The 21,663-nt window shown below is 61.4% G+C and carries 20 protein-coding genes; 5 read left to right on the forward strand and 15 right to left on the reverse strand.

Going from position 1 to position 21,663, the window contains the following annotated elements; all coding sequences use genetic code 11:
• Positions 1 to 33 precede the first annotated feature (33 nt).
• Entirely contained in the window at positions 34 to 2,058 is a 2,025-nt protein-coding gene (locus tag EEB13_RS28650; RefSeq protein ID WP_141486813.1) for a YhgE/Pip domain-containing protein, read from the forward strand.
• Between the two features lie 14 nt (positions 2,059 to 2,072).
• Here the strand turns inward: EEB13_RS28650 and EEB13_RS28655 are convergent, their stop codons facing one another.
• The 11 genes from EEB13_RS28655 to EEB13_RS28705 are packed head-to-tail and all read right to left on the reverse strand — an operon-like array spanning position 2,073 to position 12,859.
• The gene (locus EEB13_RS28655) at positions 2,073 to 2,858 is read right to left on the reverse strand and encodes a RhlG family 3-oxoacyl-ACP reductase (protein ID WP_141486814.1); all 786 of its coding nucleotides are present in this window, start codon (positions 2,856 to 2,858) and stop codon (positions 2,073 to 2,075) included.
• Positions 2,855 to 4,054, reverse strand: coding sequence for an acetyl-CoA C-acyltransferase (locus tag EEB13_RS28660; RefSeq protein WP_141486815.1), 1,200 nt, complete (start codon positions 4,052 to 4,054; stop codon positions 2,855 to 2,857). The genes EEB13_RS28655 and EEB13_RS28660 overlap by 4 nt, the downstream gene beginning before the upstream one ends.
• 25 nt (positions 4,055 to 4,079) lie before the next feature.
• Positions 4,080 to 5,063, reverse strand: a complete 984-nt coding sequence (locus EEB13_RS28665) for an NADPH:quinone oxidoreductase family protein (RefSeq protein WP_141486816.1) — start codon at positions 5,061 to 5,063, stop codon at positions 4,080 to 4,082.
• Between the two features lie 33 nt (positions 5,064 to 5,096).
• The gene (locus tag EEB13_RS28670; RefSeq protein WP_141486817.1) at positions 5,097 to 6,194 is read right to left on the reverse strand and encodes an acyl-CoA dehydrogenase family protein; all 1,098 of its coding nucleotides are present in this window, start codon (positions 6,192 to 6,194) and stop codon (positions 5,097 to 5,099) included.
• A complete protein-coding gene (locus EEB13_RS28675; protein ID WP_116102770.1) occupies positions 6,191 to 7,384 on the reverse strand; it encodes an acyl-CoA dehydrogenase family protein in 1,194 nt (397 codons plus the stop codon). The genes EEB13_RS28670 and EEB13_RS28675 overlap by 4 nt, the downstream gene beginning before the upstream one ends.
• A 34-nt stretch (positions 7,385 to 7,418) precedes the next feature.
• Positions 7,419 to 8,177: a 3-oxoacyl-ACP reductase FabG gene (fabG, locus tag EEB13_RS28680; RefSeq protein ID WP_141486818.1), complete on the reverse strand. Its 759-nt coding sequence runs from the start codon at positions 8,175 to 8,177 to the stop codon at positions 7,419 to 7,421.
• A 45-nt stretch (positions 8,178 to 8,222) separates the two neighbouring features.
• Entirely contained in the window at positions 8,223 to 9,257 is a 1,035-nt protein-coding gene (locus tag EEB13_RS28685) for a phosphotransferase family protein (RefSeq protein ID WP_187328639.1), read from the reverse strand.
• Positions 9,250 to 10,032: an SDR family oxidoreductase gene (locus EEB13_RS28690; protein WP_045065462.1), complete on the reverse strand. Its 783-nt coding sequence runs from the start codon at positions 10,030 to 10,032 to the stop codon at positions 9,250 to 9,252. Before EEB13_RS28690 ends, EEB13_RS28685 begins: the two co-directional genes overlap by 8 nt.
• Position 10,033: 1 nt before the next feature.
• Complete coding sequence (locus EEB13_RS28695; protein WP_045065464.1) at positions 10,034 to 11,254, reverse strand: acyl-CoA dehydrogenase family protein; 1,221 nt, start codon at positions 11,252 to 11,254, stop codon at positions 10,034 to 10,036.
• A complete protein-coding gene (locus EEB13_RS28700; RefSeq protein WP_141486819.1) occupies positions 11,241 to 12,041 on the reverse strand; it encodes an enoyl-CoA hydratase-related protein in 801 nt (266 codons plus the stop codon). Before EEB13_RS28700 ends, EEB13_RS28695 begins: the two co-directional genes overlap by 14 nt.
• Entirely contained in the window at positions 12,038 to 12,859 is an 822-nt protein-coding gene (locus tag EEB13_RS28705; protein ID WP_141486820.1) for an SDR family oxidoreductase, read from the reverse strand. Before EEB13_RS28705 ends, EEB13_RS28700 begins: the two co-directional genes overlap by 4 nt.
• A gap of 144 nt (positions 12,860 to 13,003) precedes the next feature.
• Here EEB13_RS28705 and EEB13_RS28710 point away from each other — a divergent pair, with 144 nt between their 5' ends.
• A complete protein-coding gene (locus tag EEB13_RS28710) occupies positions 13,004 to 13,480 on the forward strand; it encodes a MaoC family dehydratase (protein WP_045065467.1) in 477 nt (158 codons plus the stop codon).
• A gap of 49 nt (positions 13,481 to 13,529) precedes the next feature.
• On the opposite strand, the gene EEB13_RS28715 is transcribed toward EEB13_RS28710, so the two are convergent.
• Positions 13,530 to 14,210: a TetR/AcrR family transcriptional regulator gene (locus EEB13_RS28715; protein ID WP_141486821.1), complete on the reverse strand. Its 681-nt coding sequence runs from the start codon at positions 14,208 to 14,210 to the stop codon at positions 13,530 to 13,532.
• Positions 14,211 to 14,344: 134 nt separating this feature from the next.
• Here EEB13_RS28715 and EEB13_RS28720 point away from each other — a divergent pair, with 134 nt between their 5' ends.
• Positions 14,345 to 15,847, forward strand: coding sequence for an AMP-binding protein (locus EEB13_RS28720; protein WP_141486822.1), 1,503 nt, complete (start codon positions 14,345 to 14,347; stop codon positions 15,845 to 15,847).
• 50 nt (positions 15,848 to 15,897) lie between these two features.
• Here EEB13_RS28720 and EEB13_RS28725 read toward each other — a convergent pair whose 3' ends face one another.
• The 3 genes from EEB13_RS28725 to EEB13_RS28735 form a co-directional block, all read right to left on the reverse strand.
• Positions 15,898 to 17,289 (reverse strand): MFS transporter, encoded by a 1,392-nt coding sequence (locus tag EEB13_RS28725; protein WP_141486823.1) that lies wholly within the window; start codon positions 17,287 to 17,289, stop codon positions 15,898 to 15,900.
• 230 nt (positions 17,290 to 17,519) lie between these two features.
• A complete protein-coding gene (locus tag EEB13_RS28730; RefSeq protein ID WP_141486824.1) occupies positions 17,520 to 19,190 on the reverse strand; it encodes an AMP-binding protein in 1,671 nt (556 codons plus the stop codon).
• A 2-nt stretch (positions 19,191 to 19,192) separates the two neighbouring features.
• Positions 19,193 to 20,164, reverse strand: a complete 972-nt coding sequence (locus EEB13_RS28735; protein ID WP_141486825.1) for a phosphotriesterase — start codon at positions 20,162 to 20,164, stop codon at positions 19,193 to 19,195.
• A 144-nt stretch (positions 20,165 to 20,308) separates the two neighbouring features.
• Between EEB13_RS28735 and EEB13_RS28740 the strand changes: the two genes are divergently transcribed.
• Positions 20,309 to 20,869 (forward strand): QsdR family transcriptional regulator, encoded by a 561-nt coding sequence (locus EEB13_RS28740; protein ID WP_045065476.1) that lies wholly within the window; start codon positions 20,309 to 20,311, stop codon positions 20,867 to 20,869.
• 86 nt (positions 20,870 to 20,955) lie between these two features.
• Positions 20,956 to 21,660: a FadR/GntR family transcriptional regulator gene (locus EEB13_RS28745; RefSeq protein ID WP_045065478.1), complete on the forward strand. Its 705-nt coding sequence runs from the start codon at positions 20,956 to 20,958 to the stop codon at positions 21,658 to 21,660.
• Positions 21,661 to 21,663: the final 3 nt, after the last annotated feature.

Genomic DNA, 21,663 nt, shown 5'->3' on the forward strand with positions numbered 1-21,663 from the left:
CGTCCACTCCGGTTCACGAGAAACGAGCCGTTCATGGTGTCCACATCCGCTCACGACGCTTCGCCCCGGCGTGCGCATGTCATTCGCACGATCCTCGCGGTACTGGTGATCGCGCCGCTCTCGATTGCCGCCTTCTACATGTGGGCATTGTGGGACCCGGGCGACACTGTGAACCGTCTGCCCGTGGCCATTGTCAACGCCGACAAGGGCACCGATCTCGACGGCACCCACATCGTTGCAGGAGACGACGTGGTGGCCGCACTGGTCGACAGTGGTGACGTCGCCTGGAAGGTCGTCACGGCTCAGGAAGCGCAGACGGGCGTCGACGACGGCACGTACTACTTCTCCGTCGTGATACCCGAGTCGTTCAGCGCCGATGTGGCAAGTGCGGCTACCGGTTCGGGACGGAAAGCCCAATTGAAGGTGGTCTACAACGACTACAACAGCCTCGTCGCCGGCCCCGTCGGCGAGAGCATCATCGCGCAGGTACGTTCAGCCGTCTCCGAATCCATCGGCGAGCAGTCCATCGACCAGGTTCTGGTGGGACTCGGCGAACTCGGAACCGGCTTCGGAGAAGCAGCCGCCGGCGCACAACAGCTTTCCGACGGCTCCGCTGCCGCACTGGCCGGCACCAACCAGCTCTACGCCGGCAGTACGGAACTTGCGGCCGGTCTCGGCGAGGCGAACCAGGGCGGACAGGAACTTGCGGCGGGAGCGGGCGAACTCGCCGCGGGTACCGATGAGGCCGCAGCCGGGTCTCGAGAACTCGCGACCGGAATGCAGCAATTGGTGGGCGGCGCGGACGAACTGGGCGCCGGGGCGCGCCAGATCAGTGAAGTGGTCGACATGGTGACGACGCCAATCCTCGACATCGCCGACTCGGCGGGTGCTGTGGTCGGTCAGATCGACGCGTTGACGAATTCGCTTCGGCTCGCAGGTGACCCCGTGTCCGCCGGACTTGTCGACGCGCTCTCCACGTTACGAACCTCGCTCACCGCACAACCTGCAGATGACGACGTGATGGGCCAACTCAGCCAACTCCGGGACGGCGCCAGGGAAATCACCCGCCAACTCACCGATCCGGCAAGTGACTATCGCGGCGGATTGAACGCCGCTGCCGCCGGCGCCGGCGAATTGAGCACCGGCCTCGGGCAACTGTCCGATGGTGCGCACCAACTTGATGCGGGAGCAAACGAACTATCCTCCGGCATCGACCAACTGGCAGCAGGCAGCGTCGAACTCCGCGACGGTCTTGGCGAGTTGAATGTCGGCATGGGTGAACTGAATGCAGGCTCGGGCGAGCTGGCCCAGGGACTCACCGACGGCGCCGCCCAGGTACCGCAGTTCACCGACGAGGAACGCGCCACCACCGCCAACCTGTTGTCGGCACCCGTCGCGGTTGACGCTCGAAACAACTACCCAGCGGCTGGATTCGGACCTGGAGCAGTACCGGCAGTGATGTCCGTAGCCCTGTTCCTCTGCGGAATTCTCACCTGGTTCGTAGTCCGCCCACGTCGTGGGCGCTCGCAGCAAGTGCATGGCTCGATGCTGCGTGAAGGTCTGCGCCGCTACCGCATTCCGGCACTCGTCACCCTTGTCACTGCTTTGATACTGTCCGTGATTGCGCTGACCGTCGCGGATGTGGACCCACCCAGCGTGGTGGCGATGGTCGCCGTGATGATCCTTGTCGGTGCAGCTGCAGTTGCCTGCGGACGCCTGTTCACCGTTGTATTCGGCGCCGTCAACGGAACGTTCATCGCACTGAGCGCCTTGATGATTCAGATCTTTGCATTCGGTGCGGTGTATCCCATCGAACAGATGCCTGCCCCGCTGCGGTGGTTGCACGCCCTGATGCCACTGACCTGGGCACGCAACGCGATGCGCATGGTCCTGGTCGGCTACTACGGGCCGAGGTTCTGGCTGGCCGTAGCTGCCTTGGCAGCTCTGGTGATCGGAGCCGTCGTGTTCACCATCTGGTGGCGGTGCCGACAAGAGCCGCCAATTGACGATGCGCCGATCACAGAGGAGATCGTCTATCTGCAACCGGCGCAGACGTGACCGTCGTCAGCCGATCAGCGCGCTCCGCTCGTTCCACCATCGAGGGGAATTACCGTCCCCGTCAAGTAGGCGCCGCCGCGTGAGGACAAGAAGATTGCAAGACCGGCCGCATCCTGTGGCGTTCCGACCCGGCCAAGCGGAACAGAATCCGCCACCGCCTGCGCGCTTTCCTCGTTCTCGAGCAAGAAGGCCATCATCTTCGACGGAAAGGGCCCAGGCGCAATGGCATTGACCGTGATCCGTTCGCCGGCAAGCGTCGCCGCCAACTTGCGGGTCAACATGTGCACTGCGGCCTTACTCGCTCCGTACGAGAAGTTTTCCGAGCCTGACACCACAAGACCGTCGATCGATCCGATGTTGATCACTCGGGCGGGATCGTCTACCGTCGCCGCAGAACGCAACTGTGGCAACAACTTCTGCGTCAGCAGGAAGATCGCCTTGACGTTGATGTCGAAGATCTTGTCGAAGCCGGCTGCCGGGAAATCGTCGACGGGGGCGCCCCACGTTGCGCCGGCATTGTTCACCAGCACGTCGAGTGTCGGCGAAATCTCGGCGACCTTCGCAGCGAGGCTCTCGATTCCCTCGTCCGTGGACAAGTCAGCCGGGTGCGAGATGCAGGTGCCGAACTCGGAAAGCTCTCGCGCTGCTTCATCGCACGCTTCCGCTTTACGGGCCGAGATGACTACCGTCGCGCCGCCTTCGACAAATCCTCGAGCGATCATGTAGCCGATTCCGCGCGAACCACCCGTCACGACGACAGTCTTGCCACTGACGTCGAACAATCCCTCCAGCAAGCTCATGCGACCTCGAAAAGCCCGGCAGCACCCATGCCGCCGCCGATGCACATGGTGACAACAACCAGCTTGGCGCCGCGGCGCTTCCCTTCCAGGAGAGCATGGCCGACCAACCGCGCACCCGTCATCCCGTATGGATGTCCGACGGAAATTCCGCCACCGTCGACGTTGTACTTGTCGGGGTCGATGCCGAGCTTGTCGCGGCAGTACAGCGCCTGAGAAGCAAATGCCTCGTTCAATTCCCACAGATCGATGTCGTCGATCTTCAGTCCGTGCAGGTCGAGCAGACGCGGAATCGCGAATACCGGACCGATTCCCATCTCGTCCGGTGCGCAACCGGCAACAGCCATTCCGCGGTAGATGCCAAGAGGAGCCAGGCCGCGACGTTCCGCCTCACCAGCCTCCATCAACACCGATGCCGACGCGCCGTCGGACAGTTGTGACGAATTTCCGGCGGTGATGGACGCTTGCGCGCTGACGGTACCGTCGGCCAGCACCGGACGCAGGCTCGCGAGGCCCTCCAACGTGGTGGACGCACGATTACCTTCGTCGCGAGTGAGTGTGACCGACTCGGTGCCGATTTCGCCGGTCTCCTTGTTCTGAACCTGCTTGACCGACGTCAGCGGCACGATCTCGAGATCGAAACGGCCTGCTTCCTGAGCTGCTGCAGTGCGCTGCTGGGACACCAGTGCAAACTCGTCCTGCTGCTCACGCGTGACGCCGTAGCGTTCGGCCACGATCTCGGCCGTATGCAGCATCGGCATGTAGATCGAGGGTTTGTTCTCCTTCAGCCACGGATCTGCCGCACGGAAGTTGTTCATGTGATCGTTCTGGACCAACGAGATCGATTCGACGCCACCACCGATCGCGATCTGCATACCGTCGTCGACGATCTGTTTTGCCGCCGTCGCAATGGCCATCAGTCCGGACGAGCACTGACGGTCGAGGGTCATACCGGACACCGAATCCGGCAGTCCTGCCCGCAGCACTGCCTGACGCGCGACGTTTCCACCCGTCGATCCCTGCTGCAACGCTGCGCCGAGGATGACATCCTCGACTTCGCCGCCCTCGAGCCCGGCGCGCGCAACGGCATTCGAAATAGCATGTGCAGCAAGCTCTTGAGCCTGTGTGTTGTTGAACGCGCCGCGGTACGCCTTGCCGATCGGAGTGCGGGCGGTGGACACGATGACAGCTTGTCTCATGAGGACCTTTCCAGTGTTGTGCGATTCAGGGTTGGAACACGACTCGGCCGACCGTGGTGCCGTCGCCGAGGCGACCGATACCGTCGGCAACGTCCGTCAACGACAACCGCTCACTGATCAGGGGTTTGACCAAGCCTGCGTCGGCGAGCCTGGTGAGCTCGACGTGGCAATCGTCGATGGCCTGCTGGTTGTACGCCTTGTAGAGGCCCCAGTGCAGACCGATGATCGAATAGTTCTTGATGAGAGCATGATTGAGAGCCGGTTGCGGAATCGTGCCACCGGCAAATCCGATGATGACGATCCGACCTTCGAACGCGATGCACTTGGTCGACTTTGCGTACGCATCGCCGCCAACCGGGTCGAAGACCACGTCGGCGCCCTTGCCGCCCGTGAACTCCTTCACCGCGGCAACAAAGTCCTCACTGTGACGGTCCACCACGAGGTCCGCCCCGAGCTTGCGCGCGTACTCGGCCTTCTCCGGTCCGCCGACAACACCGATCACCTTGGCACCGGCAGCTTTCCCGAGTTGCACTGCGGCACTGCCCACGCCACCTGCGGCGGCATGAACCAGCAGGGTCTCACCTTCGAGCAGTTGGGTGCGACGGTGCAGCGCGAACCACGCCGTCTGATAGCCGATGCTCAGCGCGGAGGCTTCGGCGTCGTCCAGTGCCGACGGCGCCGGAAAGGTGTTGTTCTGGTCCAGCACCGAGAGTTCGGCAAAGCCACCCGACGGCAAGCTCGGATTGCCGATCACGCGATCACCTACCACAAACTTCGTGACCGAATCACCTACGGAGACAACCTCACCACACAATTCCACACCGGGAGTGAAGGGCAGCGGCGGCTTGATCTGGTACTCACCACGGCACATGAGTACGTCGGGGAAGTTCGCCGGTGCTGCGAGCACCTTCACCAGCATTTCCGTGGCACCAGCTGTGGGCTCCGGCACCTCCTCCAACGAGAGGACATCGCGGGGTTCACCGAGTTGATTGACGCGCCAAGCCTTCACAGTGTTTTCTCCAGTTTCGGTAGTGAGGGTGGTTCAGGACGAGATGGGGAGGTCGACGAGCTCGGCAAGCCGCGCCCGGTGCTGATATGCAGTTCCCAGCGTCAATTGGTCACTCTTGGCTCGCTTGAGATACAGGTGCGCCGGATACTCCCACGTCATACCGATCCCGCCGTGAAGCTGTACACATTCCTCCGCCGCGTGAACCGCGACTCCGCTGCAGTACGCCTGAGCGAGCGTCGCAGCAACTGCCGCGTCGGAGTCACCGCGTGCGTAGGTATCAGCCGCATAACGCGCGGCCGCACCCGCAGAGCTGACTTCGAGCCACAGGTCCGCCAGACGATGCTTGATCGCCTGATACGAACCGATTGCGCGGCCGAACTGCTTGCGTTCCTTCACATAAGCCAGCGTGGTCTCGAGGCACCACTGCGCCACGGCGAACTGCTCCGAGGCCAGGAGTGCACTTCCGCAGAGCAATGCCTCCTCGACAGCCTCAGCGGCATTGCCACTGTCGACGCGGATCGATGGCGCCTCCGTGAACTCGACGTCCGCCAATCGGCGCGTCATGTCCAGGGACAGGATCGGTGTCACAGTAGCGTCAGCGATCCGAACGGTGTGCAGCTCCACACCACTCTCACCGGCAACCGGAACAACAAGAACATCGGACTCGGCGACGCCGGCAACCGTGGTGACGCTGCCGACGAGTCCGCTTGCCGTCGCTCTGACCGTGGGCGCGAAAGTACCTGGTGCAGTGGATAACGGGATGATCAGAGCAGCCGTCGAATCCCCGGCTGCCAATCGACCGAGCACCTCGGTTTCGCCGGCTTTCAACAGCGCCGTCGTCGCCAGCACCGCACTCGTGAAGAACGGAACGGGAGCGACCGCGCGGCCGATCTCCTCCATCACGACCGCGGCCTCACGCGTGGACGCACCCGCACCGCCCAGCTCCTCGGGTACCAGCAGTCCCGCCAAACCGAGTTCCGACGCCAGGGACTTCCACAGCCCGGTGAAGTCGGCGGACACGTCGTCGTAGGCAGTGACCACGGTGTCGGCACCTGAGCGCGCACTCAGCAAACGTCGAACACTGGCACGCAGGTCTTGTTCGGTCTCGGAGTACAGCAGATCGGCGCTCATCGGGGCAGGTCCTTCCAGGCGATGTCCTTGTCGACGCGATGCTCGGGCGGCAACCCGAGAACGCGCTCTGCGATGACGTTGCGCAGGATCTCGGACGTTCCGCCCTCGATCGAATTGCCCTTGGCTCGCAGATACCGGTAGCCGGGTTCACGCCCGGTGAAGTCGACAAAATCCGGACGACGCAGCGTCCAGTCGTCGTACCGCAGCCCGTCTTCGCCGTGCATTTCCAGCTCGAAACCTGAAATCTGCTGTGCCAAGCCTGCAAACGCCAGCTTCATTCCCGAACCTTCAGGCCCCGGTTGGCCGGCGGCAAGCTGTTGGCGCAGACGCTCACCCGTCAGACGCGCGACCTCCGATTCGGTCCAGAGCCGCATCAACTCGTCGTGCATCGCCGGGTTGCGCAGCTCAGGCTCGTCGCGCCAAGCCTGCGCGACCTTACCGATCATTCCGCCCTCACGCGGTGCACCGGAACCGATGGCCACCCGTTCGTTGTTCAGGGTGGTGGTTGCAACCTTCCATCCCTGGCCTTCGCCGCCCAGCCGGTTGGCATCCGGAATCCTGACGTCCGTGAGGAATACCTCGTTGAACTCAGCCTCACCGGTGATCTGGCGGAGCGGCCTGACATCAACTCCGGGATCGGTCATGTCGCAGATGAAGTAGCTCAATCCTGCGTGTTTGGACCGCTCCGGATCAGTCCGGGCAACAAGAATCGCCAGCTGCGCGTTCTGCGCCCCCGACGTCCAGACCTTCTGCCCGTTCACTATCCAGTCGTCGCCGTCGCGGACAGCCCGGGTGGCGACGGCAGCCAGGTCCGATCCTGCACCCGGCTCACTGAAGAGCTGGCAGTACACCGTTTCGGATGTCCACAACGGCCGCAGGAATTTTCTTTTCTGCTCTTCGGTGCCGAACGCTGCGATGGTGGGAGCAGCCATGCCGAGGCCGATACCGTTCTTGCCGGTGTCCGGCCCCGGGGCTCCCGCTGCCGCCAATTGCGCGTTGATCTGTCGCTGAAAGCTCTGTGGCAGATCAAGACCGCCGTGGCCTTCGGGAAAGTGAACCCACGCCAGTCCGGCGTCGAATCGTGCGGCGAGGAAATCCGATACCGATACAGCGTTCGGATCATTTTCCGCGAGAAGCGTGTTCACCTTTTCGGTGAGGTCACGCGATACTGCCTCTTCGTCGAAAGCCATGCCCATTCCTTCGGTTCGAGCGGTGAGCGGACGGTCAGTCCTTCGGTCCACCGGCGACGTAGACGACCTGACCGGAAACGAAGCCTGCGCCTTCACTGACGAAGAACGACGCGGTGTGCGCGATGTCCTCGGGCTGACCGACGCGGTTGACCGGAATCTGCGAAGCGGCAGCGGTCTTGAAGTCCTCGAAGCCGACTCCCATGCGCTCGGCCGTTGCGGCGGTCATCTCGGTTTCGATGAATCCGGGGGCAATGGCGTTGGCGGTGACGCCGAACTTGCCCAATTCGAATGACAATGTCTTGGTGAATCCCTGCATGCCGGCCTTGGCTGCGGAGTAGTTGACCTGTCCGCGGTTGCCGAGAGCCGATGTGCTCGAGAGGTTCACGATGCGGCCGAACTTCGCTTCCACCATGTACTTCTGCACCGCGCGCGACATGAGGAACGCTCCGCGCAGGTGGACGTTCATCACCGAGTCCCACTCGGCAACGCTCATCTTGAACAGAAGGTTGTCGCGGGTGATGCCTGCGTTGTTGATCAGTACGGTCGGCGAACCGAGTTCTGCTGCCACCCGCTCCACTGCTGCGGCGACCGACCCTTCGTCGGAAACGTCAGCGCCGACGGCCAGGGCTTGCCCGCCTGCGGCCTTGATCGCGTCGACGGTTCCGGCACACGCTGCTTCGTCGAGGTCGAGCACGGCAACGGCAAAGCCGTCTTCCGACAGTCGCTTGGCCACTGCCGCACCGATTCCGCGTGCTGCACCCGTGACAATTGCGGTTCTACGTTCCTGGCTCACTGGCCCTCCATGATTTCGTGATTCGACGGATACCGGACGATCTCGTCAGATCCCGGCCTGATCTGCAATTTCCCTGGCTTTTGCCACCAAGGCGTCAATACGTTCCACTGTGGGAGTTCCACTCTCGGCCGCATTCTGCGGTTCGTCGCGGGCACGACGCATCACGCCTTCGGCGATCACCGCAATCTTCCACAGGCCCAAGGTATGCCAGAACTTCAGCGCAGCCGGATCTCTCCCGGTAGCGTCGAGGTAGATCTGAGAGATCTCGTCTCGCGACGGGAATCCGGGTAGCGCCGACGCCGGGAAATCGCCGCCCGTGTTCTCCCCCGCCGCCGGCCAGTACGCCAACAAGCTTCCGACGTCTGCCAACGGATCGCCGAGCGTGCAGAGTTCCCAGTCGAGGGCCGCGACCACTTCGCCGTTGCTCGCCGAGGTGATCACGTTGCGTAGGTGAAAGTCGCCGTGCACCAACGTGGTTTCGGTGTGTGCCGGCTGAGCTGCAATCAGACGTTGCGTAAGATCGTCCAGATCAGGGCATTCTCGTGTCTTCGACTGCTCCCACTGTCCACCCCAACGCTTCAGTTGTCGTGCAGCGTAAGGCTTGTGGCTTGCCAGATCGTCGAGCCCGGCCTGCTTCAGGTCGACGGCATGTATCTTCGCCAGCGTCTGAGCGAGCGAGATGCCGATTGCCCGGCGACGATCCTCCGACAACGCCTCGGCAAGTGGCATCCGGTCGACAACTTCGCCGTCCACGAACTCCATGAGCAGCAACGGAACTTCGGTGACAGCCGGGTCCTCGGTCAACCCGAACACGCGAGGCGAGGGTACATCCGTGGATTCGAGAGCTCTCAGGATTCGAGCTTCGCGCGCTACGTCGTGAGCCGAAGCCAGCAGATGCCCCAGCGGTGGGCGTCGGAGCACCCAACGGTTACCGTCCTGATCACGTACCAGGTACGTGAGGTTGGACTGCCCCAGGCCGATTCGATCGAAGGACAACGGCCCGGTGAAGTTGATCCCCAGGCCTGCGATCCACCCGGTGACCGCTTCGGTATCGAGTCCCACTACTCCGACGCTAGCCACCGACGGACGCTCCGCGCCGGAACGGGAGCGCGTCACCCAACAACTGGCCACCGTCGATGGTCATGATCTCTCCGGTGATCCACTGGGCTGCATCCGAAACCAGGAAGGCGATGGCAGCAGCCACGTCCTCGGGTTCACCGATGCGTCCGAGAGCGGTCGACGCCGATACCGCTTCTTCATGTTCTTTCCACAGAGCTTCGGCGAGTTTGGTTCTCACCACTCCCGGAGCAACGGCGTTGACACGAATCTTCGGTGACAGTTCGAGCGCAAGCTGTTTGGTGATGTGGATCAGAGCAGCCTTCGACGCGTTGTACGTGCCGATTCCGGCCTCGAACGCCATGCCGCCGATCGAGGCGGTGTTGACCACGGATCCACCGTGCTCGCCCATCCAAGCCCTCGCTGCCAGGCCGGTCCACAGGACTGGAGCCCACACGTTGACGTCGAAGGTCTTGGCGAAGCGCGAGTGATCCTGGTTGATGATCGGCCCGAATGACGGGTTGGTGCCCGCGTTGTTCACCAAGATGTCGAGACTGCCGAAACGCTCGATCGTCTGCTCGACGCACTTGCGGGCAGCATCCTCGTCCGTCGCGTGAGCGCCGACGCCGATCGCGTTGCCGGTCACCTGTGCGGCAGCGGAATCTGCGGATTCCTGTGAGCGCGAAGTCAGTACGACGTTTCCGCCCGCCGCCGCAATCGCCTGCGCGGTCGCGAGGCCGATGCCACGCGATGCGCCGGTGACGATCGCAGTCTTGCCGGTGAGGTCCAGTCCTGCCATGTCAGTTCGCCTTGACTTCGCGGTACTTGCGCAGCTCCTGCTTGGCGATGGCGCGCTTGTGTACCTCGTCCGGGCCGTCGGCGAGCCGAAGGGTGCGCATGTGGGCGTATGCCATTGCGAGCGGGAAGTCGTCCGTCACGCCGCCGCCGCCGTGAACCTGGATGGCGTGGTCGATGATCTTGAGCGCGATGTTCGGGGCCGCAACCTTGATGGCCGCGATCTCGGTACGTGCTTCCTTGTTGCCCACCGTGTCCATCATGTGTGCGGCCTTGAGCGTGAGTAGCCGAACCATTTCGATATCGATGCGCGCCTCGGCGATCCAGTCCTGGATGTTGGCGTTGTCGCTGACGGGCTTTCCGAAGGTGATGCGGGTGGATGCGCGCTTGCACATCAGTTCCAGTGCGCGCTCGGCCATTCCGATTGCACGCATGCAGTGGTGAATGCGGCCGGGGCCGAGGCGGGCCTGGCTGATCGCAAAACCTTCACCCTCGCCGGCGAGGATGTCCTTGGCCGGGACGCGTACGTCCTCGAAGGTGATCTCGCCGTGTCCCTCGCGGTCCTGGTAACCGAAGACGGGCAGGTTACGCACGATGGTGACGCCGGGAGCGTCGATCGGCACGACCATCATCGACTGCTGGCGGTGCGTCGCGGCATTGAAGTCCGTCTTGCCCATGACGATCAGAACCTTGCAGTTCTGGTGCAAAGCGTTGGAAGCGAACCACTTACGGCCGTTCAGTACGTACTCGTCGCCATCGCGATCCATGCGGAGCTGGATGTTGGTGGCGTCGGAGCTGGCAACCTCGGGTTCGGTCATGGCAAAGGCAGACCGGATTTCGCCTTCGAGAAGCGGCTTGAGGTACTTCTCCTTGTGCTCGTCGGTGCCGAAGAGCGTGAGCACCTCCATGTTTCCCGTGTCCGGAGCGGCGCAGTTGGTGGCTTCGGAAGCCAGGTGACTGCGGCCCATGATCTCCGCGAGCGGTGCGTATTCCAGGTTGGTCAGGCCGGGGCCCCATTCGGGGTGCGGGTGAAAGAGGTTCCACAGCCCACGCGCCTTGGCTTCCTTCTTCAAGTCGTCGATGATCGGCGGCTGGAAGTGCGGGTTACCGGACTCACGCATCTGCGCTTCGTAGACCGCTTCGGCCGGATAGACGTGCTTGTCCATGAAGTCGAGCAGTTCGGCCTGGTACTTCTTCGTGCGATCCGAGAACTCAAAGACTGACATGTGAACTCCTGACAGAGAGGGAAGGAAAATTAGGTGGCCGACGCTCCAGATGACTCGCGACACCTTCGACGACGTCCGGTCCGCGAAATGCGTTGACCATGAGCGTTTCCGCGCGCTGCGTGGATTCGTCGAACGTGCCGGTCTCGTCGGCGCTCAGCTGGGATTTCATGACGGACAACGAGGTCGGCGAGCAGTTGGCCGCAATTTCTGCGGCGTAGGCAACCGCAGCTTCTACGACATCACCGTCGACCAGGTGGTCGATCAGTCCGATGCGGTAGGCCTCGTCGGCTCCGACCATTCGACTCGACAGCAGTAAATCGGTGGCCCGACTCCGGCCGACAAGTCTAGGCAACATCCATGAGATGCCGTACTCGGCGATCAGCCCACGCTTGGCAAATGCGGTGGTGAATCGTGTTGCAGACGAACCGAATCGAACGTCGCAGTACAGCGCTTCCACGAAACCAAGTCCGGCCGCTACTCCGTTGATGGCGCCGATCAACGGCTTACGTAGCGACGTGGGAAACTCGCGAGACCGAGGCCTCACCAGATCCTCGTCGGAAACGTCGCCGACGTTCTTCAGGTTGCTCAGATCTGCACCCGAGCAGAATCCGCGACCCGCACCCGTGATCACGATTGCCCGGACGTCGGGATCGTCGTCCGCGGCGGCCAGTAGATCGAAGTACACGTCCTCGAGTTCGTTTGTCCAGGCGTTCAGGACATCCGGACGATTGAAGGTCAGCAGTAGGACGGGCCCACGCTGCTGCGAAAGTACAAGTTCCGGAATCATCGCGTTCCGGCGAGCAACGACGCCTGGTAACGGCGCATTCCGCTGAGCCAGCGATCGTAGTCAGCGCCCTTCTGCCGGTACATGTCCAGTACCTTCGGGTGCGGGAGGATGAGGAAGTGCTCGGCGTCCATTGCAGCCAAGACGATTTCGGCACACTGGTCGGGTTCGATCACCTCGCCGGCAGCGAGGACAGCTCCCGTCGCAGCGACTCCGAGGGGATCACCGGTCTCTTTCCCTTCATAGAGGAGCTTGGTGTTGACACCCATCGGACACAGACAGCTGACTCGGACGCCCTTGTCTCCGTATGTCATCGACAGCCACTCGGCAAAACCCACTGCCGCATGCTTGGTAACCGAGTACACCGCCGAACCGACCTGCGTGAGCAGGCCGGCGGCCGAAGCGGTGCTGACGAAGTACCCTTCGCCGCGCTCGACCCATCCCGGAACCAACAAACGAGCAGCGCGAATGTGGGCCCGCACATTGATGTCGAAGGCTACGTCCCAGCCGTCCTCGTCGACGTCGAGACCGAGGCCTCCGGTGATACCGGCATTCGCGAAGTAGAGATCAACGGGACCGAAAGCCTCCTCGGCCTGCGCGATCAACCCCTCGATCACACCGGCGTCGGACACGTCGCCACCGGCGGAGACCGCCGATCCTGGGTGCCCTGCGTTGACCGCGTCGGCCACAGCGGCAGCTGCATCGGCATCGAGATCGGCCACAACTACGCGGGAACCCTCCGCCGCCAACTTCCTGGCGAGCGCTCCCCCGATACCGCCTCCACCTCCGGTGACAATTGCAACCTTCTGGGCGACCTTCATTGGCGATTCCTCTCGCTTGCATTCACCGAAAGCTTTTACCGTGATCCACGTCTCTTGTCATGTATAGTTGAATCCGGCGTCAACTTCAACCGTCGCCGCTGGAATCTATTTTCCAACCTCCTGAACTGCGAGTAAAGGACCACGATGACTGAAGAGCAATTGCCCGTCCGCCCGTCCACGTTTGCCGAGCTCGAGAAGTTGATCGGCCAGGAACTGGGACCCACCGACTGGTACGAGATCACGCAGGATCGCATCGACGCTTTTGCCGCGGTCACCAACGATCACCAGTGGATTCACGTCGACCCAGAGCGTGCGGCGGCGAGCGCATTCGGCACCACCATCGCGCACGGACTTTTCAGCCTCTCACTGGGCCCACAGTTCTCCTCCCAACTCCTGGCCTTCGACGGCTTTGCGCACAGCCTCAACTACGGATACGACAAAGTGCGCTTCCCCGCGCCGGTCCCGGTGGGCTCGCGACTGCGGATGCGCTCAACCGTGGTGTCCGCCGAGCAGTTGCCTGGCGGTATCCAGGTAAAGACGCGCCAGGTGCTCGAACGCGAAGGTTCCGACAAGCCTGTGGCCGTCGCGGAAGCGGTAGCTCGCGTCGTCGAGAAGAGCTGAGACGATTTTCGAAGCGCGCCCTGAGCACTCTCGACCAGGGCGCGCTTCGTCAGCTCCGCCTCGGGAACTTCAGCGCATTGGCCCACAGATCCGTCACGGTGCCGACAATCTCGTCGAATTCGACCGGCCTGCCTTCCACTCGCCCGTCACCCAACGTGAATACACTGTGGGCAAATCGACTCACCATGCCGGACAATGCCATTGACGTAAGCAGAGGATTCAAGCCGGGATCAACGACACCACGTTCTTGCAGTTCGGCGATACCTCGCGCGTTGCGCAGAATAAATGCATCTGCCCGCTCGTTGCGAATCCTGCGGAACTCCGGGTCGATACTGGCAACTTGCTCCATCAATCCCATCAACTTTGCATTCCGTTGATATGCCGCAAGATACGCCCGATTACTTGCCTCCAGAACGGCATATGGATCGTCAGTGCCCGCAACCCTACCGATGCCCGGATGCATCATTTCCTCACGAGCTACCTCGAGGACGGCCGCAAAAACTTCTTCCTTGTTGGCAAAATAGGTGTAGAAGGAACCGGTAGCACACCCAGCTTCCTTCGCTATATCTATCAATCGCGCATCCAAATAGCCGGCCCGCTCGAAAACCACACGTGCAGAGGCGATCAGCGCAGCCCTGGTGCGAGCACCCCGTTCGGTGCTCGGCGGATCACGATGCCCCGCCGGCGGAGCAAGAGGCAGTTCGGATATCCGCGAGTCGTCATTCACCACGCTACTCACCTTTCCGAAGTTCACTGCTACTGAGGGATATTCACGACAAACTCAATGTTGACACCGAGTTCAAGTGTACGCTCGGCAAGGACATCAGGACACACAATCGGTCGATTCTCCTGAAAGGCATATCCATGGTCAGCGTTCTCGATCCGGTAACCCGTTACGCCGCAGCCACACCGGACAACATCGCGATTCGCGGTTCCGGCCGGGACTGGACATACCGACAACTCCACGACGCCTCCCTCTCGTTTGGCGGCCGAATCCGCGCTGCCGGATTGAGCGAAGGAGATCGGGTGTTGCTCGCCGCTCCGTCGGTTGCGGAATTCATCGTGGCGTACATGGGAATTCAGGCTGCCGGTTGCGTTGTCGTCCCGGTCAATACAATGTCGGCACAGCCCGAGATCGAGTACGTGCTCGACGACGCCGATATCTCACTCGCCATCGCCTGGCATCAACTCGGGCCGGCGACCCATGACGCCGGCGCTGCCCGCGGCGTTCCGGTCTGGACCCTTACCGAAGAATCGGCGAGAACCGACCAGGAACCGACAGCGATTGCCGACCGAGATGTACACGACACCACTGCGATTCTCTACACCTCCGGCACCACCGGACGCCCGAAGGGTGCTCAGCTGACCGTGGGAAACCTGTTGTCGGCCGGCGAAATCGGAGCCGAGAGTAGCCGCGGAAACTCTTCGGACCGAACGGGAACGGGTCTACCGCTGTTCCACATCTTCGGACAGGGCTCCGTGATGATGGCAACCTTCACCGGCGGCGGATCACTCTCCCTGCTTCCGCGTTTCGATCCGACCGCCATGCTCGATCTGGTCCGCAAGGACAAACTCACCATAATGGCCGGTGTTCCGACGATGTGGAATGCCATGCTCCACGCAGCAGCCGACGTGGACAGCTCCGACTTCGAGCAACTCAGAATCGCAATCTCCGGCGGAGCCTCCCTTCCAGGCGAGGTGGCCCGCGCCTTCGAAACTCGGTTCGCCTGCACGATCCTCGAAGGGTACGGCCTTACCGAGACAAGCGCGTTCGGAACGTTCAACAGCATCGACCGTCCGCCGAAAATCGGCTACACCGGCCGGGCCGTCCCGAGAACCGAAGTCGAGGTTCGCGATCACGACGGAAATCATTGCCCCGCAGGCACAGTCGGAGAGGTCTTCATCAAGGGCCCCACTGTCATGAAGGGCTATTGGAAACGCCCGGACGATACCTCGGCGGTACTCTCCCCAGACGGGTGGTTCCGCACCGGCGACCTCGGTGAAACCGATCCGGACGGAGACCTTCGTATAGTCGATCGGGTCAAGGATCTGATCATCCGCGGCGGGTACAACGTGTACCCCGGCGAAGTGGAGGAGGTGCTGTATCAGCATCCCGACATCATCGAAGCTGCAGTGATAGGTATCCCGGACGACTACTACGGTGAGGAAGTCGCGGCAGTCGTAGCGGTGCGATCGGGTAGCGCCGTCGATGCTGCCGACGTGACTACATGGGCACGGGAGCGCCTGTCGGCGTACAAAATTCCTCGGGTTGTGCAGTTCATCGACGCACTGCCCAAGGGTTCCACCGGCAAGATCCTCAAACGCTCGATCGACCGCACCGGACTGGTCACTCTGAAACAGAGCTGAGCACGCGGGAAAGCCCCGGCAGAATTGTCTGCCGGGGCTTACCTGTCTCGCTACGACGCATACAGATGCGCACCGGGGATCGCCTCCGGATCGTCGCGGACTTCCTTCGGATTGGTCTCGGCAAGCGCCCACGCACTGAAGAAGGTCACCAATCCCATGAGTGCGACGAACACAGCAACCAGGGTCGTGGTTCCCGTCTTCGCGATCAGCGCCGTCATGATGAACGGTGTGCCACCGCTGACAGTGATCGCTGCCAGTTGATAGGCAAGAGACGCTGCGGAGTAGCGGACATTCGGGGCGAACAACTCGCCCATGTATGCCGCGATGGGCCCGTATGTCATCGACTGGAAAACGCTGCCGACGGTGACAGCAACAAAGAAGAGCGGTAGCGACTTGGTGTTGATCAGCCAGAAGTACGGAAAGGCCCAGACAACGATCGCGGCCGCACCGATCAAGATCATCGGACGACGCCCGATCCTGTCCGACATCTTTCCCGACCACAGCACCACTCCGACGGTCAGGAGCGCGCTGAGGAGAGAGATGATCAGAAGAGAGTTCCTTTTTAGGCCGAGTTCCGTTGTGCCGTAGCTCAAAACACCGGCAATGCTGATGTAGAAGAGCGAGTTGGTAGCAGCCAGAAGTCCACAGCCGAGAAGAATCTTGCGCCAATGAGTTTTGATCGCTTTTGTCAGCGGCGCCTGCACCACTGCATCCTTCTTGTTGCGAGCCGCTTCTTTCTGTAACTCCAGAAATTCCGGAGTGTCTTCGACCTTGGTCTGGATGTACAGGACGACTGGGAAGAGTAATGCGCTGGCGAAGAAGGGAATTCGCCATCCCCAGCTCAGGAATGCTTCGTTCGAGATCGTCGCGGTGGCGATCAGAAATACGACGTTGCCGAGAACCACGCCGAACGAAACACCCATCTGTCCAAAGGTTCCGGAGAATCCGCGCTTCTTCGGACTAGCCGACTCCGTGAGAAGCAAGACTATGCCGCCCCACTGCCCGCCGCAGGCGAGACCCTGAATGAATCGCAAGGTGACCAACAGAATCGGAGCAGCGACGCCGATTGCCGATGCACTCGGAATCGCGCCGATCAGGAACGTCGCCAATGCCATCAGGAGCAGGCAGGTAACCACGGCAGGCTTACGTCCGTACTTGTCCCCGAAATGGCCGGCAACAATCCCACCGATCGGGCGAGCTACGAATCCCGCCCAGAACGTACTGAACGAGAGCAACGTACCCATGAGGGCAGACGAGTTCGGAAAGAATACATGCGGAAAGACAAGCGCTGCAGCCGTTCCATAGAGAAAGAAGTCGTACCATTCGATCGAGCTGCCAAGAAGTCCGGCGCCGAGAAGCTTGCGATGTGCACGCTTCCTGGTGCGCTCTTGATCGGATACGCGCCCTGTGGGCCCTCCCGAATTCACTACCGATCTAGTCATGCCTACTCCTCGATGGGTCGTAGCGATTGCACCCGAACGAAGCGCCGCCCCGACAGTAGAAACTGACGCCAACTTCAAGTTCGGATGATGTGACCAGTGTGCGACACGGGCGGAGTGATGTCAATCACTGAATAGTATTGTTATGCACTAGATTTGATGTCAGATCAGCCAGACACGACAATTGCCGGCCCATCACGATTCGAGGAGCCGGCAGTTGTTCGAGTGCGGAATTAGCGCGTAACCCTCAATTCACGACGAAGAATCTTGCCGCTCACAGTCTTTGGAAGATCACTCATGACCTCGACAATGCGTGGGTACTTGTACGCCGCCAGACGGACTTTGCAGAATTCCACCAGTTCATCCGGCGTCGCCTCCAGCCCCTCCTTGAGTGAAACGAAGGCTTTCACGGTCTCTCCGCGATAGGGGTCCATGACACCCACTACTGCAGCCTCACGAACGGAAGGATGTTCGTAGAGAACATCTTCCACTTCGCGCGGCCATACCTTGAATCCCGAGGCATTGATCTGATCTTTCATCCGATCGACCACGTAGAACCATCCGTCAGCGTCCATGAAACCTACATCGCCGGTGTGGAAACGGCCGTTGGGCATGGCGTGGGCGGTCTCTTCCGGCTTGTTCCAGTATCCGAGCGCTACCTGCGGGCCGCTGACAACTATCTCCCCGTACTCCCCAACCGGTACCGGATTGTCGTTTTCGTCCACCACCTCGGCATGCGTACTCGAGACAGGCACGCCGACCGCTACCGCACCCGACGCGGGGTCGACCGGCGCTTCTCGTGAGTTCGGCACAACGATTGCAGGACTGTTGGTTTCGGTCAAACCGTAGCCGTTGTGGATGTAGTGACCGAACTTCGCCCGAAACGACTCGAGCGCTGCATGCGGAATGGGCGCGCCACCCGAATAGACCGATTCGAGACTGCTCAACAGCTCCTTCGATACTGCCGCATTATCCGTCCACGCGATGAAAACGGTAATTGCACCGATGATCGCTGTGGCGCGATGCTCCGAAATAGACTCCGCCGCAACAACGGGGTGGAATCTACACGTGAGAATTGTAGCGGCCCCCGATAGCAGTGGCGCCGCGACGTGTCCGATCAAACCAGTGATGTGAAACAACGGGGCTACGGCAAACATCGCGCCACCCGGGCGCAGGCCCAGCCAGTCCCGATAGATCTGCGCTGCGAACACCACATTGGCGTGCGTGTTCATAGACCCCTTGGGCGGACCCGTCGTACCGGACGTGTACGGCAGATACGCAAGATCGCTCGGCTCGAGGTCAACGGGATCGGGTGCGGCGCCGCGGTTCTCCTCGATCAACTCCAGCAGGTCGTGGTAACCCTCGTTCCTCACGCGGCTGGCAGACCCGAAAATCCTTTGATCACTTCGTGATTGAAAATCGAGTTCCGACGTAGTGATAACACATCCAACATCCGTACCCACAGACGCCGCCACCACCGTCTGGGCCGAGGACTCGAGGCAGATCACCGCAACGGCACCGCTGTCGAGCAGGACCGTCGCCAACTCACGGTCGCGGTACATCGGATTGACCGGAACCACAACGGCTCCCAACTTCCAGACAGCCAGAGTCGCGACAAAGAACTGCGGCACATTCTGCAGGACAAATGCCACCCGATCGCCGAATCCGATACCCTCACCGGCGAGAGCCACTGCCAAAGCGTCTGACATCGTGTCGAGCTCGCCGAACGTGAGAGTCGCGTCGAAGTATCTGATTGCGGGAGCATCAGCGTCGCGGGCCACCGACGCACGGAACATCTCCAGGGCATTGGTGTATTCGATGTTAACGGTTGGCGCAGTACCACTGTCGTAGCGCGCAAGCCAAGGACGTGGCACCGACAGCTTGCCCGCATACACGTCGTCCATGATCAGCTCTCGAAATATCGACGCGGATTGTCGACCAGCATCGTCGTGATCTGGTCTTCCGTGACACCTCGCTCTAGCAAGGTCGGGATGACGTGATCGCTGATGTGCGTGTAGTTCCAGTTCGGCACAGCGGCAGCCTTCGCCTCGCTGGAGAACCAGTCGATGAAGCACGACGCGTCGTGGGCGAGGACCATTTTCTCCGCGTAGCCGCGACGAGCCATCTCCACCACGGTGTTCACGCGCTCCTCGAACGGCAAGAGCACATCCAGACCGAAGCGGTCCATACCCAGTAGGGAGCCGGCATCTGCGAGCGCACACAGATAGTCGAGATCCGTCGAGTCACCCGAATGACCGATCACGACCTTGGTCAGATCTGCGCCCTCGTCGGCCAGGACTTTCTGTGCAACGAGCCCGGATTCGGTATGCGGGTCGGTGTGGACGGTTATGGGCACACCCGTTTCGACCTGCGCAGCTCCAACTGCGCGCATCACTCGCTCGACTCCGGGAGTCAGCCCGGGCTCTTCGATGGCGCACTTGAGGAATGCTGCGCGAATACCAGTGCCGGCGATGCCTTCTCGAATGTCTTTGACAAACAGATCGACCATCGGCTCTCGCACATCGAAGAGTAATCCCGGTCCTGTGTGATGGAATTGGAACGGAATGTCGTTGTAGGTGTAGATGCCCGTGGCGACGATGATGTTGAGATCGACCTGCTCGTTGATTCGCGCGATGCGCGGAATGTATCGACCGAGTCCGATCACGGTGGGATCGACGATTGTGTTGATCCCGCGGGACTTCAGTTCGGTCAGCTTGGCAACTGCGTCCGCCACCCGAGCGTCTTCGTCCCAAGGCTCCGGGTAGTCCGGATAGTTCTGGCGCATCTCCTCTCCGAGAACAAAGACGTGCTCGTGCATCAACACCTTCCCCAGATCGGCGCTGTCCACCGCCCCGCGAACGGTCTGTACTGAACTCATCGACAAAACCCCTGACTGTGATCGGCATCACCAAGCTGAGACAATGAGCTAGTGTGTCTCACCTAGGAGGGTTCGTCAATAGATAGCCAGAGCCGTACACAGACCCGAAAATCGACACACCGGCCCACCGGAGAGAATGCCTGTATGCCATCCGACCGCGACCGCCGGCGCGCCATCGACACCGCCGCGAGCATGTATCTCGCCGAAGAGGCGCTTGACATGTCACTACTTGCCGAGCGCCTCGGAGTAGGCCGCGCGACGCTCTACCGATGGGTCGGAAATCGCGACGAACTACTGGGGACGGTGCTGGCGGAAGCCACCGAGCGCACGTACCGCAAGGCGATGTCGCAAGCGTCAGGCAAGGGCCCGGAGTACGTCATCGACGTATTCGGCCGAGTGATGCGTTCAGTAGACTCTTCAACCGAACTTCGCGCGCTCACCAAGAGGGAACCGATGGTGTTCATCAAGCTCGCGCTGATGCCCGGTGCCATCGAGTCCATTTCCGCGTCCATTGCCGCCGAGATCCTGCAGTCGCAGGTCGATGCCGGCCAGTTGACCCTCAGCTTGTCGCCACAAGTGCTGGGCCAGGCACTTGTTCGTATCTGCGACATCCACCTTTACGCACCTCTACTAGGTCGAGAGAAGGCAGAGATCGAGACAGCTCTCGATTTGATCGCACTTCTGCTCGGGGTCCCGCGCGTGTGAGTGCCCATCGAACACACCCGCTAAGGGTTAGTCCTCAGACGTCTGATGACTTGTTACGCTAGGCGAATTCGATTCGAAAGGTAGCAATGACCGACGACCACGGTGGTTTCGTTCTGCGCAGCGGTCCCCTGGTGCCGCAGATCGAACAGATCTTCCGGTCGAAGATCCGCCAATCGGTATGGCTGCCGAAGCAGCGGATCCCGAGCGAAGCCGCACTCGCCGTAGAACTGGGAGTCGGGCGCTCATCCATCCGCGAAGCGATCCGGCTTCTAACTCAAGCCGGGTTGCTGGAGGTACGGCACGGGGTCGGAACGTTTGTTGTCGCGGCGGAGGATCTGGAACACGCTGACGAATTCACCCGGCTACTACGACGCTCACAGATGCTCGAGGTTTTCGAGGTGCGCCGGGCGTTGGAGGTCGAGGCCGCCAGACTCGCGGCGGAGCGCGCACAACCGGAAGATCTCGAGCGTCTTCGACGCCGACTTACGCTCCGCCACAGCCACTTCGAACGGGATGTCGAGAAGTTTGTCGACACCGACCTCGATTTCCATACAGAAGTCGTTCGACTCTCGGGAAACGCTGTCCTGCTGTCACTGTTCGAATCGGTGCGTCCGCTTCTCCGCAAGACTCTCATCGACATGGTGGACATCGAAGAGGGAGTTCCCGATACTTCACAGGCCCACGACAGACTGCTCGACGCGCTATGGGATTCGGATCCCGACGCCGCAGTAGCTGCAACACGCGAAAACATCGACACCGTCCTCCGTCAGCTACGCATTCTCGATTCATAGAGA

Source organism: Rhodococcus sp. WS3 (genome assembly GCF_003797085.1).
GTDB classification, from domain to species: Bacteria; Actinomycetota; Actinomycetes; order Mycobacteriales; family Mycobacteriaceae; genus Rhodococcus_F; species Rhodococcus_F globerula.